The organism is Rhizobium sp. AG855 (genome assembly GCF_003610655.1).
Classification (GTDB): Bacteria; Pseudomonadota; Alphaproteobacteria; order Rhizobiales; family Rhizobiaceae; genus Allorhizobium; species Allorhizobium wuzhouense.
Genome location: NZ_RAQG01000003.1, coordinates 1903552 through 1917451 on the forward strand (window position 1 = coordinate 1903552; position 13900 = coordinate 1917451).

At 60.1% G+C, this 13900-nt stretch carries 7 protein-coding genes; 1 reads left to right on the top strand and 6 read right to left on the bottom strand.

Annotation, left to right across the window (positions count from 1 at the left end; translation table 11 throughout):
- Positions 1–2: 2 nt before the first annotated feature.
- From tuf to rpsL, 4 genes are all read right to left on the bottom strand, one after another.
- Positions 3–1178: an elongation factor Tu gene (gene tuf / locus DFO46_RS09370; RefSeq protein ID WP_120277104.1), complete on the bottom strand. Its 1176-nt coding sequence runs from the start codon at positions 1176–1178 to the stop codon at positions 3–5.
- A gap of 71 nt (positions 1179–1249) precedes the next feature.
- Positions 1250–3349: an elongation factor G gene (gene fusA / locus DFO46_RS09375; RefSeq protein WP_110794106.1), complete on the bottom strand. Its 2100-nt coding sequence runs from the start codon at positions 3347–3349 to the stop codon at positions 1250–1252.
- A 32-nt stretch (positions 3350–3381) separates the two neighbouring features.
- On the bottom strand, positions 3382–3852 hold the full coding sequence (gene rpsG / locus DFO46_RS09380; protein WP_110794107.1) for a 30S ribosomal protein S7: 471 nt from the start codon (positions 3850–3852) through the stop codon (positions 3382–3384).
- Positions 3853–3932: 80 nt separating this feature from the next.
- The gene (gene rpsL, locus DFO46_RS09385) at positions 3933–4304 is read right to left on the bottom strand and encodes a 30S ribosomal protein S12 (protein WP_003507760.1); all 372 of its coding nucleotides are present in this window, start codon (positions 4302–4304) and stop codon (positions 3933–3935) included.
- Between the two features lie 508 nt (positions 4305–4812).
- Here rpsL and DFO46_RS09390 point away from each other — a divergent pair.
- Positions 4813–5106, top strand: coding sequence for a transcriptional regulator (locus DFO46_RS09390; protein ID WP_110794108.1), 294 nt, complete (start codon positions 4813–4815; stop codon positions 5104–5106).
- Positions 5107–5309: 203 nt separating this feature from the next.
- Here the strand turns inward: DFO46_RS09390 and rpoC are convergent, their stop codons facing one another.
- Both rpoC and rpoB read right to left on the bottom strand, forming a co-directional pair.
- Complete coding sequence (gene rpoC / locus DFO46_RS09395; protein ID WP_110794109.1) at positions 5310–9521, bottom strand: DNA-directed RNA polymerase subunit beta'; 4212 nt, start codon at positions 9519–9521, stop codon at positions 5310–5312.
- A 194-nt stretch (positions 9522–9715) separates the two neighbouring features.
- Complete coding sequence (gene rpoB, locus DFO46_RS09400; protein WP_110794110.1) at positions 9716–13852, bottom strand: DNA-directed RNA polymerase subunit beta; 4137 nt, start codon at positions 13850–13852, stop codon at positions 9716–9718.
- Positions 13853–13900 lie beyond the last annotated feature (48 nt).

Genomic DNA, 13900 nt, shown 5'->3' on the forward strand with positions numbered 1-13900 from the left:
GATTACTCGATGATCGAGGCGACGATGCCGGCGCCGACGGTGCGGCCGCCTTCGCGGATCGCGAAGCGCAGCTTTTCTTCCATCGCGATCGGCACGATCAGCTCAACCTGAACCGTGACGTTGTCGCCCGGCATAACCATTTCCGTGCCTTCCGGAAGCGACACGATGCCGGTCACGTCCGTGGTGCGGAAGTAGAACTGCGGACGATAGTTGGTGAAGAACGGCGTATGACGGCCGCCTTCTTCCTTCGTCAGGATGTAGGCTTCTGCCATGAACTTCTTGTGCGGCTTGACCGAACCCGGCTTGCAGAGAACCTGGCCACGCTCGACGTCGTCGCGCTGGATACCACGGACGAGCGCACCGATGTTGTCGCCGGCCTGGCCCTGGTCGAGCAGCTTGCGGAACATTTCAACGCCGGTAACAGTGGTCTTCTTGGTGTCGCGGATGCCGACGAATTCGACTTCTTCGCCAACCTTGACGATACCACGCTCAACGCGGCCCGTGACAACCGTACCACGACCCGAGATCGAGAACACGTCTTCGATCGGCATCAGGAAGGGCTGGTCAACCGGACGCTCAGGCGTCGGGATGTAGGCGTCAACGGCCGCCATCAGCTCGCGAACGGCGTCTTCGCCGATCTTCTTGTCGCTGTCGTTGAGGGCAGCCAGAGCCGAACCCTTGACGAACGGGATGTCGTCGCCGGGGAAGTCGTAGGACGACAGGAGTTCGCGAACTTCGAGTTCGACGAGTTCCAGAAGTTCTGCGTCGTCGACCTGGTCAACCTTGTTGAGGAACACGACGATCGCGGGAACGCCAACCTGACGGGCGAGCAGGATGTGCTCGCGGGTCTGCGGCATCGGGCCGTCGGCAGCCGAGCAAACCAGGATCGCGCCGTCCATCTGCGCTGCACCGGTGATCATGTTCTTGACGTAGTCGGCGTGGCCGGGGCAGTCGACGTGCGCGTAGTGGCGGTTTGCCGTCTCATACTCGACGTGGGCCGTCGAGATGGTGATGCCGCGTGCCTTTTCTTCCGGAGCAGCGTCGATCTGGTCATAGGCCTTGAACTCACCGAAATACTTGGTGATCGCTGCCGTCAGAGACGTCTTGCCGTGGTCGACGTGGCCGATCGTCCCAATGTTGACGTGCGGCTTTGTGCGCTCAAACTTACTCTTTGCCATTTTCGGCTCTCCATTTTCTGGTCCCCGTCCGGGGAAATTCAATCTTCAACAGGATGGGCGGGGTATCCCGGTCACTTCTGACCGGAATACTTTGCCTGGATTTCTGCAGCAACGTTCGACGGGACCGGTGCGTAGTGATCGAAGGTCATCGAGTACTGTGCACGGCCCTGCGACATCGAGCGCAGGTTGTCGACGTACTTGAACATGTTGGCGAGCGGGACGTGAGCGTTGATCACGATCGCAATGCCGCGCTGTTCCTGGCCCTGGATCTGGCCACGACGCGAGTTCAGGTCGCCGATAACGTCGCCGACATAGTCTTCCGGCGTTACGACTTCGACCTTCATCATCGGCTCGAGCAGCTGTGCGCCAGCCTTCTTGGCTGCTTCACGGAAGCAGGCACGCGAGGCGATTTCGAAGGCGAGAACCGACGAGTCGACATCGTGGAAGGCACCGTCAACGAGGGTCGCCTTGACGCCCAGCATCGGGAAGCCAGCCAGCGGACCAGACGACAGAACGCTTTCGATACCCTTCTGAACGCCCGGGATGTATTCCTTGGGAACAGCACCGCCGACGATCTTGGATTCGAACTTGAAGTCGTCGCCTTCCGGGTTCGGTTCGAAGATGAGCTTGACGCGGGCGAACTGACCGGTACCGCCGGACTGCTTCTTGTGCGTGTAGTCTTCTTCGTGCTGACGCGTGATGGTTTCGCGATAAGCAACCTGCGGAGCACCGACGGTGGCTTCAACCTTGAACTCGCGACGCATGCGGTCGACGAGAATGTCCAGGTGAAGTTCGCCCATGCCAGCGATGATGGTCTGGCCAGATTCCTGGTCGGTCTTGACGCGGAAGGACGGGTCTTCGGCAGCGAGGCGATTGAGCGCGAGGCCCATCTTTTCCTGGTCGCCCTTGGACTTCGGCTCGATCGCGATCTGGATGACCGGCTCGGGGAATTCCATGCGCTCGAGGATAACCGGCTTCAGGGGATCGCAGAGCGTGTCACCCGTGGTGGTTTCCTTGAGACCGGCCAGAGCAACGATGTCGCCGGCGAAGGCTTCTTCGATGTCTTCACGGCTGTTCGAGTGCATCTGCAGCATGCGGCCGACGCGCTCGCGCTTGTCCTTGACGGTGTTCAGAACCGACACGCCCTTTTCGAGCTTGCCCGAATAGATGCGTGCGAAGGTGAGCGAACCGACGAAGGGGTCGTTCATGATCTTGAACGCGAGCATGGCGAGCGGCTCGGCGTCGTCAGCGTGACGCTCGATTTCGGCTTCGGTCTTGAAGTCGATGCCCTTGATCGCCGGGATGTCGAGCGGCGACGGCAGATAGTCGACGACGGCGTCGAGCAGCGGCTGAACGCCCTTGTTCTTGAAGGCGGTGCCGCAGAACATCGGGTGGAACTTGACGTCGATGGTGCCGCGGCGAACCAGGGCACGGATCTTTTCATTGTCCGGCATGATGCCGTTCAGGTAGTCTTCCATCGCCTGTTCGTCGATCTCGACAACGGTCTCGATCAGCTTTTCGCGATATTCTTCGGCCTTGTCCTTCAGGTCGTCCGGGATCTCGACAACGTCCCAGGCAGCGCCGAGGGACTCGTCGCGCCAAACGAGCGCGTTCATCTCGATCAGGTCGACAACGCCCTTGAATTCGGTTTCTGCACCGATCGGGAGCTGCATGACAACAGCGGTGGCGCCGAGACGGGTCTTGATCATTTCTACCGAGCGGTAGAAGTCAGCACCGGTCTTGTCCATCTTGTTGCAGAAGATCATCCGCGGGACGTGGTACTTTTCAGCCTGACGCCATACGGTTTCGGTCTGCGGCTCTACGCCGGCATTGGCGTCGAGGAGAGCAACGGCACCGTCGAGAACGCGCAGCGAACGCTCGACTTCGATGGTGAAGTCGACGTGGCCGGGGGTGTCGATGATGTTGAAGCGGCGCATCTTGCCGTCGCGACCCTTCCAGAAGGTCGTGGTCGCAGCAGAGGTGATGGTGATGCCGCGTTCCTGCTCCTGCTCCATCCAGTCCATGGTTGCAGCGCCGTCATGGACTTCGCCGATCTTATGAGACTTACCGGTGTAGTAGAGGATGCGTTCGGTGGTCGTGGTCTTGCCGGCGTCGATGTGCGCCATGATACCGAAGTTGCGGTAGTCTTCGATTTTATATTCGCGAGCCATAACGGACTGCCTTTCAATATTCGATCGGTGGATTACCAGCGGTAATGCGAGAAGGCGCGGTTTGCATCGGCCATCTTGTGGGTGTCTTCGCGCTTCTTGACGGCGCTACCGCGGTTGTTGGCGGCATCGAGCAGCTCGCCGGACAGACGGTCAACCATAGTGGTTTCGTTGCGCTTGCGCGCAGCAGTGATCAGCCAACGGATGGCGAGGGCCTGGCGGCGCTCCGGACGAACGTCGACCGGGACCTGGTAGGTTGCACCACCAACGCGGCGCGAACGGACTTCGACATGCGGCGCGACGTTGTCGAGCGCCTGATGGAAGATCGCGATCGGCTCAGCCTTGGCCTTGGCCTGGACCACATCGAACGCACCGTAGACGATGCTTTCAGCGACGGACTTCTTGCCGTGAAGCATGATGGCGTTCATGAACTTGGTGACGACGAGATCGCCGAACTTCGGGTCCGGATTGATTTCGCGCTTTTCTGCACTATGGCGACGGGACATACTATTTGTCTCTCAACGGTTAGGGACGCTTTATCACGCGGAGAACCTCGCGCAGCGCCGGATATCGGGTAATGGCCGAATTACTTCGGACGCTTCGCACCGTACTTGGAGCGGCGCTGCTTGCGGTTCTTGACACCCTGGGTATCGAGAACGCCGCGGATGATGTGGTAACGCACGCCCGGCAAGTCCTTTACGCGGCCGCCACGGATCATGACGACAGAGTGTTCCTGCAGGTTGTGGCCTTCGCCCGGAATGTAGCCGATGACTTCGAAGCCATTCGTCAGGCGGATCTTGGCGACCTTACGCAGAGCCGAGTTCGGCTTCTTCGGGGTCGTCGTGTACACGCGGGTGCAAACGCCGCGCTTCTGCGGATTTTCCTGCAGAGCAGGAACCTTGTTGCGCTTTACCTGTGCCTGACGCGGCTTGCGGATCAGCTGGTTTACGGTAGGCATATACCCATCCCTTGCAAAATCTAGTCTCAAGCCCTCTCAGGCCCTTTGGTTTGCCGTTTCCGGCGGCGGCCGCACAGTTTTCTTCATGCGCAAAATGTGGCCCGACCCGTTTTTCGCGGATGGACCACAAAAGACAGAGGACGCATCCGGTCAGACGCGTCGTGCGTGCAGCATTCTTGTCGTCAACGTGCGTTTGGAGACTTGTTTGAGACGAACTTCAGGACATGGCGTCCCGAAAAACCCGGCCTCACATAGGCTCCGATGGCCGGGGTACTACTGTTTTCCCCTCTTTGCGTCAAGTCTCAAACGAGAATTAATGGATTCAGGCCCTGCTCAGACAGGGCGCCCGCCCATTTGACGCGGGAAAATGCCGGCCCGGCCATGTTTTGGCTTGGCTTGACGAGGGAAACTTCTAGATAAGAGGAGAAGAAGGGTCAACCGCCCTGCCCGTCTGGTCGAATCGGCCGGAACCAGAGAATCGTTTCCTCCAGCAAGAAGAGCGGACGCCATGATCACCAGCCCCGACAACGACAACACGCGCGACGAACCGATGGTCTTCATCGTGATCGCCAAGGCCTATGAGACCGAAGGCGGCGAGCCGATCGATCTGCATGTGCTGCTGACCGCACCGGACGACGACAGCGCCGTGCGGCTGACGCTCAATGCGCTTTCCGAGGAAGGTTTCATCGAAGCCGATCTCGACCAGATCGGCATGATCAACGGGCAGCCCGACGAAGAGCCGCATGCTTCGGCCTATCAGGGTGCGCTTGAAGGCGAAGTGGCGATCATCCGCTTCGCGTGAGACGATACCTTTACAGTCTGAGAGCTCAGGCCGGTCTTGCGACCGGCCTTTTTCGTTGTGCGCCCCCCTGGATCATCACGGCGGGCAAAGGCATTCCCTGCCTCTGTCCGCCGGCGCAAACCCCTCACCCTCCGCCAAACATGAAAAGACCGCCCGGATTGTTCCGGGCGGTCCTTGTTCATTCAGAACGGTTCGACGTCCGATTACTCGGCAGCCGGTGCGCTTTCGCCTGCAAGGTTCTGCAGCATCGGGGTTGCCAGGTCGGCGCCCGAGCCCTTCTTGCGTTCCTCGAGGATGAGGTCGTCGCGAGACGTGGCGATGCGGCGGATCTGCGTCATGGTACCGCCGGTACCAGCCGGGATGAGGCGGCCGACGATGACGTTTTCCTTGAGACCCTGCAGCGTGTCGGTCTTGCCGGCGATCGCAGCTTCCGTCAGAACCTTGGTGGTTTCCTGGAAGGATGCGGCTGAGATGAACGACGGCGTCTGCAGCGAGGCCTTGGTGATGCCGAGGAGGACCGGTTCGCCGAATGCCGGCTTCTTGCCTTCCTCGATCAGGCGCTCGTTGGCGTCGTCCAGTTCGATGCGGTCGACATTGTCGCCCACGATGTACTGGCTGTCGCCCGAGTCCGTGATCTCGACCTTCTGCAGCATCTGGCGAACGATCACCTCAATGTGCTTGTCGTTGATCACAACGCCCTGCAGTCGGTAGACTTCCTGGATTTCATTGACCAGGTACGAGGCGAGTGCCTCGACGCCCTTGATCGCCAGGATGTCGTGCGGAGCCGGGTTACCGTCGAGGATGTAATCACCCTTTTCGATGTAGTCGCCTTCCTGAAGGTGGAAGGGCTTGCCCTTCGGGATCAGGTATTCGACAGGCTCGACACCGTCTTCCGCCGGCTCGATGATGACGCGACGCTTGTTCTTGTAGTCGCGGCCGAGGCGGATCGTACCATCGATCTCAGCGATGATGGCGTGGTCCTTCGGACGACGGGCTTCGAACAGTTCGGCAACGCGCGGCAGACCACCGGTGATGTCCTTGGTCTTGGCGCTTTCCAGCGGCGAACGGGCAAGAACGTCACCCTGGGAGACCTTCTGACCGGGTTCGACCGACAGGATCGCGTCGACCGACAGGTGGAAGCGAGCTTCGCCACCACGGGCGACCTTCAAGACGTTGCCGCTTGCATCCTTGATGACGATCGCCGGCTTGAGGTCCGAACCACGCGGGGTCGAACGCCAGTCGATGACCTGACGCTTGGTGATGCCGGTCGACTCGTCGGTGGCTTCGAGCACGGAGAGACCGTCGACGACGTCCTCGAAATGCACGATACCCTCGACTTCTGTCATGATCGGACGGGTGTAGGGGTCCCACTCGGCCAGACGCTGGCCGCGCTTCACCTTGTCACCGTCATCGACGAAGACCTTCGAACCATAGGCCACGCGCTGCGAGGACCGTTCGACACCGCGTTCGTCGAGCAGGGTGACGGCCATGCTGCGGCCCATGGCAATCAGCGTGCCTTCGGAGTTGCGCAGCATGTTGCGGTTCTTGATCTGCACCGTACCTTCGTACGAGGCTTCCAGGAACGACTGGTCGACCACGGTCGCCGTACCACCCAAGTGGAAAGTACGCATGGTGAGCTGGGTGCCCGGTTCACCGATGGACTGTGCAGCGATAACGCCGACGGCCTCACCCATGTTGACAGGCGTACCACGGGCCAGATCTCGGCCGTAGCAGACCGAGCAAACGCCCGTCTGAACTTCGCAGGTCAGGGCAGAGCGGATGCGGATCGACTGGATACCGGCCTTTTCGATCTCGATGACATCGGGCTCGAGGATCATCTTGCCAGCATCGACGATGCGTTCACCCGTGACCGGATGATCGATATCGTCGAGTGCGGTACGGCCGAGAACGCGGGCGCCGATCGAGGCAACGACCTGACCGGCATCGACGATGGCGGTCATGGTGAGGCCCTTGTCGGTGCCGCAATCCACGAGGTTGACGATGCAATCCTGCGCGACGTCGACGAGACGACGGGTCAGGTAACCCGAGTTCGCGGTCTTCAAGGCGGTGTCTGCGAGACCCTTACGGGCACCGTGGGTCGAGTTGAAGTACTCGTTAACGGTCAGGCCTTCCTTGAAGTTCGAGATGATCGGCGTCTCGATGATTTCGCCCGACGGCTTGGCCATGAGGCCACGCATGCCGCCCAGCTGACGCATCTGGTTCGGTGAACCACGGGCGCCTGAGTGCGACATCATGTAGATGGCGTTCATCGGCTTCTGACGACCGGTCTCCTTGTCGAACTCGACGGCCTTAATGCGGGCCATCATGTCTTCGGCGACCTTTTCCGTGGCCTTGCCCCAGGCGTCAACGACCTTGTTGTACTTTTCGCCCTGCGTGATCAGGCCGTCATTGTACTGCTGCTCGTATTCCTTGACCAGGGTTTCGGTGTCACCGACGATCTTCGCCTTGGTTTCCGGAATGATCATGTCGTCCTTGCCGAACGAGATGCCGGCCTTGCACGCATGCGTGAAGCCGAGCTGCATGATCCGGTCGCAGAAGATGACCGTGTCCTTCTGGCCGCAGTGACGGTAGACCGTGTCGATCATCTTGGAGATGTTCTTCTTGGTCATTTCCTGGTTGCAGATGTCGAACGGCACGTTGACGTTCTTCGGCAGAAGTTCGCCGATGATCATACGGCCAGGCGTGGTTTCATAGATCTTCGAAACTGGCTTGCCTTCGGCATCGACGGTCTTGAAGCGGCCACGGATCTTGGCGTGCAGGGTGACGACCTTGTTTTCCAGGGCATGGTGCAGTTCGCCCATGTCCGAGAAGACCATGCCTTCGCCCGGCTCGTTCTGGTTCAGGATCGACAGGTAGTAGAGGCCGAGAACCATGTCCTGAGACGGAACGATGATCGGTGCACCGTTGGCCGGGTGCAGGATGTTGTTCGTCGACATCATGAGCACGCGGGCTTCGAGCTGAGCTTCGAGCGACAGCGGCACGTGAACGGCCATCTGGTCGCCGTCGAAGTCGGCGTTGAAGGCCGTGCAGACGAGCGGGTGCAGCTGGATGGCCTTGCCTTCGACCAGCGTGGGTTCGAAGGCCTGGATGCCCAGGCGGTGCAGCGTCGGTGCGCGGTTCAGGAGAACCGGATGCTCGCGGATGACCTCGTCGAGGATATCCCAGACCTCAGGCTTTTCCTTTTCAACCAGCTTCTTGGCCTGCTTGACGGTCGAGGAGTAACCCTTGGCGTCGAGGCGGGCATAGATGAACGGCTTGAACAGTTCGAGCGCCATCTTCTTCGGCAGGCCGCACTGGTGCAGCTTCAGTTCCGGACCCGTCACGATAACCGAACGGCCGGAATAGTCGACGCGCTTGCCGAGCAGGTTCTGGCGGAAGCGGCCCTGCTTGCCCTTGAGCATGTCGGACAGCGACTTCAGCGGACGCTTGTTGGCGCCGGTGATGACGCGGCCACGGCGGCCGTTGTCGAAGAGCGCGTCCACAGATTCCTGCAGCATGCGCTTTTCATTGCGGATGATGATGCCCGGAGCGCGCAGTTCGATCAGGCGCTTCAGACGGTTGTTACGGTTGATGACGCGACGATAGAGATCGTTCAGGTCAGACGTCGCGAAACGGCCGCCATCCAGCGGAACAAGCGGGCGCAGGTCCGGCGGGATGACCGGAACGACCTTCATGATCATCCATTCCGGACGGTTGCCAGATTCCATGAAGTTCTCGACGATCTTCAGGCGCTTCATGAGCTTCTTCTGCTTGAGGTCCGAGGTGGTCTCGGCAAGCTCGGTGCGCAGGTCGCCAGCGATCTTCTCGAGGTTCATCGAGGCCAGCATCTCGTAGATGGCTTCAGCGCCGATCATGGCGGTGAACTGGTCCTCGCCGAACTCGTCGACGGCGATCATGTACTCTTCTTCAGAGAGCAGCTGGTTTTCCTTGAGCGAGGTCAGGCCCGGCTCGGTCACGATGTAGTTCTCGAAGTAGAGAACGCGCTCGACATCCTTCAGCGTCATGTCCAGGAGCGTGGAGATGCGCGACGGAAGCGACTTCAGGAACCAGATATGGGCAACGGGCGCTGCGAGCTCGATATGGCCCATGCGCTCGCGGCGAACGCGCGACAGCGTGACTTCGACGCCGCACTTTTCGCAGATGATACCCTTGTACTTCATGCGCTTGTACTTGCCGCACAGGCACTCGTAGTCCTTGATCGGTCCGAAAATACGCGCGCAGAAGAGACCGTCGCGTTCCGGCTTGAACGTACGATAGTTGATGGTCTCCGGCTTCTTGATCTCACCGTAAGACCAGGAAAGGATCTTTTCCGGGCTCGCGATCGAGATCCGGATGCTGTCGAAGTGCTGGGCCGGCACCGACGGGTTGAAAAGGTTCATGACCTCTTGGTTCATGCCTGTCTCCTTATGGGGCTAAAAGCCCTCGATTGGGTCTCGGTTGCGGCGAATTCCCGGGATGCCGCACCAGACCCTTGAAATGACAATAACCGCGAAATGCGGCGAAACTCCCCTCACCCGCCCGATTTTGGCCGCCGGTGGATCAGGGGATGGCGTGCGCGGCCTGGACCACGCACGCCTTTGTCAAACCGTTATTCGGCTGCGTCGGGCAGCTGACCCGAACCAACGTCATCGAGCTTGGAATTCTCCAGCTCGACCGAGAGGCCGAGCGAGCGCATTTCCTTGACGAGAACGTTGAAGCTTTCCGGAATACCGGCCTCGAAGGTATCGTCGCCACGGACGATCGCCTCGTAGACCTTGGTACGGCCGGCCACGTCGTCCGACTTCACCGTCAGCATTTCCTGCAGGGTATAGGCGGCGCCGTAGGCTTCCAGAGCCCAGACTTCCATTTCCCCGAAGCGCTGACCGCCGAACTGCGCCTTACCACCGAGCGGCTGCTGGGTGACGAGCGAGTAAGGACCGATCGAACGAGCGTGGATCTTGTCGTCGACCAGGTGGTTCAGCTTGATCATGTACATGTAGCCGACGGTGACCTTGCGGTCGAAGGCTTCACCGGTACGACCATCGTACAGGACCGACTGACCCGACGGATCGAGACCCGCACGCGTGAGCATCGAGGAAACGTCGCTTTCATGCGCACCGTCGAAAACCGGGGTGGCGATGGAGACGCCACGCTTGGCTTCTTCGGCGAGCTTGACGAGCGCGTCGTCGTCGAAGTGCTTCACTTCGTCATGGGCTTCCGACTCGTAGATCTCCGTCAGTTCCTTACGCAGATCCGTGATGTCGAGGTGCTTGCGATAGTCCTCAAGCATCTGGCCGATCTTCTTGCCCATGCCGGCGCAAGCCCAGGCAAGATGGGTTTCGAGGATCTGACCGACGTTCATACGCGAGGGAACGCCGAGCGGGTTCAGAACGATATCGACATGCGTGCCGTCTTCGAGGAACGGCATGTCCTCGACCGGTACGATGCGCGAGACAACGCCCTTGTTGCCGTGACGGCCGGCCATCTTGTCGCCTGGCTGGATCTTGCGCTTCACAGCGACAAAGACCTTGACCATCTTCATGACGCCCGGAGGCATTTCGTCGCCGCGCTGGACCTTCTCGACCTTGTCCATGAAACGCTGTTCAAGGCGCGACTTGGATTCGTCGTACTGACCGCGGAGCGCTTCGAGTTCGCCCTGGACCTTCTCGTCCTCGACCGCGAACATCCACCACTGCGAGCGGGGGTATTCGGAGACGATGGCATTCGAAAGTTCGACGCCCTTCTTGAAACCCTTCGGACCGGCAATCGAGACCTGGCCACGCAGCATGTCGATCAGACGGCCGTAGACGTTACGGTCGAGGATCGCCTGCTCGTCGTCACGGTCCTTGGCGAGGCGTTCGATTTCCTCGCGCTCGATCGCCATCGCGCGCTCGTCCTTTTCAACGCCGTGGCGGTTGAAAACACGAACTTCGACGACGGTGCCGAACGTGCCCGGAGGCATGCGCATCGAGGTGTCGCGAACGTCGGAGGCCTTTTCACCGAAGATGGCGCGCAGGAGCTTTTCTTCCGGCGTCATCGGGCTTTCGCCCTTCGGGGTGATCTTGCCGACCAGGATGTCGCCCGGAGCCACTTCGGCACCGATGTAGACGATACCGGCTTCGTCGAGGTTCTTCAGCGCTTCTTCCGAAACGTTCGGAATGTCGCGCGTGATTTCTTCCGGACCAAGCTTGGTGTCGCGGGCCATGACTTCGAATTCCTCGATATGGATCGAGGTGAAGACGTCTTCCGAGACGATGCGCTCCGACATGAGGATCGAGTCCTCATAGTTGTAGCCGTTCCACGGCATGAACGCGACGAGCGCGTTGCGGCCGAGGGCCAGATCGCCGAGGTCGGTCGACGGACCGTCCGCGATGATGTCGCCCTTGTTCAGAATGTCACCGACGGTGACCAGCGGACGCTGGTTGACGCAGGTGTTCTGGTTCGAACGCTGGAACTTCTGCAGACGGTAAATGTCGACGCCCGACTTGGACGGATCGAGATCTTCCGTGGCGCGGATAACGATACGGGTCGCATCGACCTGGTCGACCACGCCGCCACGACGGGCACCGATGGCCGCACCGGAGTCACGGGCCACGATCGGCTCCATGCCAGTACCGACAAACGGGGCTTCGGCACGCAGAAGCGGCACGGCCTGACGCTGCATGTTCGAGCCCATGAGAGCGCGGTTGGCGTCGTCGTTTTCCAGGAACGGAATGAGAGCGGCCGCAACCGAAACCAGCTGCTTCGGCGAAACGTCCATCAGGTTGATGGTGTCGCGCGGGGACAGCATGACTTCGCCAGCGTGACGGCAGACGACGAACTCTTCGACGAACTGGCCATCGGCCGTCAGCTCGGAGTTGGCCTGGGCCACGTAGTACTTGGCTTCTTCCATCGCCGAGAGATAGACGACGTCCATCGTCACCTTGCCGTCGATGATCTTGCGGTACGGGCTTTCGATAAAGCCGTACTTGTTGACCCGTGCGAAGGTGGCGAGCGAGTTGATCAGACCGATGTTCGGGCCTTCCGGCGTCTCGATCGGGCAAATACGGCCGTAGTGGGTCGGGTGAACGTCGCGGACTTCGAAGCCTGCGCGCTCGCGGGTCAGACCACCCGGTCCAAGAGCCGACAGACGGCGCTTGTGGGTGATTTCCGAAAGCGGGTTCACCTGGTCCATGAACTGCGACAGCTGCGAGGAGCCGAAGAATTCGCGGACGGCAGCTGCTGCCGGCTTGGCGTTGATCAGGTCCTGCGGCATGACAGTGTCGATTTCGATCGACGACATGCGTTCCTTGATCGCGCGCTCCATGCGGAGCAGGCCGAGACGGTACTGGTTCTCCATGAGCTCGCCGACGGAGCGAACACGACGGTTACCGAGGTTATCGATATCGTCGATCTCGCCCTTGCCGTCACGCAGTTCGACCAGCATCTTGACCACGGCCAGGATGTCGTCCTTGCGCAGTACGCGGACGGTATCCGGGCAGTCGAGGTCGAGACGCATGTTCATCTTGACGCGACCAACGGCCGACAGATCATAGCGTTCGCTGTCGAAGAACAGCGACTGGAACATGGCTTCGGCCGAATCCATGGTCGGCGGTTCACCCGGACGCATGACGCGGTAGATGTCGAACAGAGCGTCCTGACGGTTCTCGTTCTTGTCGGCTGCGAGCGTGTTGCGGATGTAGGCTCCGACATTGATGTGGTCGATACCGAGAACCGGGATTTCGTCAAAGCCGGATTCGAGGATCTGCGGAAGCGACTTCTCGTCGATTTCCGCACCCGCTTCCATGTAGATTTCACCGGTCGACATGTTGACCAGGTCTTCGGCGAGATAGTTGCCGAACATGTCTTCGTCGGAGGCCTTCAGGAACTTCAGGCCCTTGTCCGACAGCTGACGCAGCAGACGCGGGGTGAGCTTCTTGCCACCTTCGACGACGACTTCGCCGGTGTCGGCGTCGATCATGTCGGAAATGGTCTTCGCGCCCTTCAACGTTTCGGCGTTGAACGGATAGCGCCAGCCCTTGCCGTCGCGCTGATAGACCGACTTCGAGTAGAAGGTCGACAGGATCTCTTCGCCGTCCATGCCGAGTGCCATCAGCAGCGAAGTCACGGGGATCTTGCGGCGACGGTCGATACGGGCATGCACGATGTCCTTGGCGTCGAATTCGATATCGAGCCAGGAACCGCGATAGGGGATGACGCGCGCAGCAAACAGCAGCTTGCCGGACGAGTGGCTCTTGCCCTTGTCGTGGTCGAAGAAGACGCCCGGCGAACGGTGCATCTGCGAGACGATGACGCGCTCGGTGCCGTTGACGATGAAGGTACCGTTGTTGGTCATGAGCGGCATGTCGCCCATGTAAACCGACTGTTCCTTGATGTCCTTGATGGACTTGGCGCCCGTATCCTCGTCAATATCGAACACGATCAGGCGCAGCGTGACCTTCAGCGGTGCGGCATAGGTCAGGTCGCGCTGACGGCATTCGTCAACGTCGAACTTCGGCGGCTCGAATTCATAGGACACGAATTCCAGCATCGAGGCACCGGAAAAATCGGTGATCGGGAAGACGGACTTGAAAACGGCATTGAGCCCCTCGTCGGGACGGCCGCCAACCGGCTCGTCGACCATGAGGAACTGGTCATAAGATGCCTTCTGAACCTCGATGAGGTTCGGCATTTCTGCGACTTCTGGAATTTTTCCGAAAAACTTGCGTACGCGCCTGCGACCGTTAAAGGTAAGGGTCTGAGCCATCGTCGCTCCTTGTCAGTTTGCACCCGGGCCTGCAACAGACGGTGACCG

Coding starts and splice junctions, on each gene's coding strand:
- tuf (WP_120277104.1), bottom strand. CDS start 1,178: ATGGCAAAGAGTAAGTTTGAGCGCACAAAGCCGCACGTCAACATTGGG.
- fusA (WP_110794106.1), bottom strand. CDS start 3,349: ATGGCTCGCGAATATAAAATCGAAGACTACCGCAACTTCGGTATCATG.
- rpsG (WP_110794107.1), bottom strand. CDS start 3,852: ATGTCCCGTCGCCATAGTGCAGAAAAGCGCGAAATCAATCCGGACCCG.
- rpsL (WP_003507760.1), bottom strand. CDS start 4,304: ATGCCTACCGTAAACCAGCTGATCCGCAAGCCGCGTCAGGCACAGGTA.
- DFO46_RS09390 (WP_110794108.1), top strand. CDS start 4,813: ATGATCACCAGCCCCGACAACGACAACACGCGCGACGAACCGATGGTC.
- rpoC (WP_110794109.1), bottom strand. CDS start 9,521: ATGAACCAAGAGGTCATGAACCTTTTCAACCCGTCGGTGCCGGCCCAG.
- rpoB (WP_110794110.1), bottom strand. CDS start 13,852: ATGGCTCAGACCCTTACCTTTAACGGTCGCAGGCGCGTACGCAAGTTT.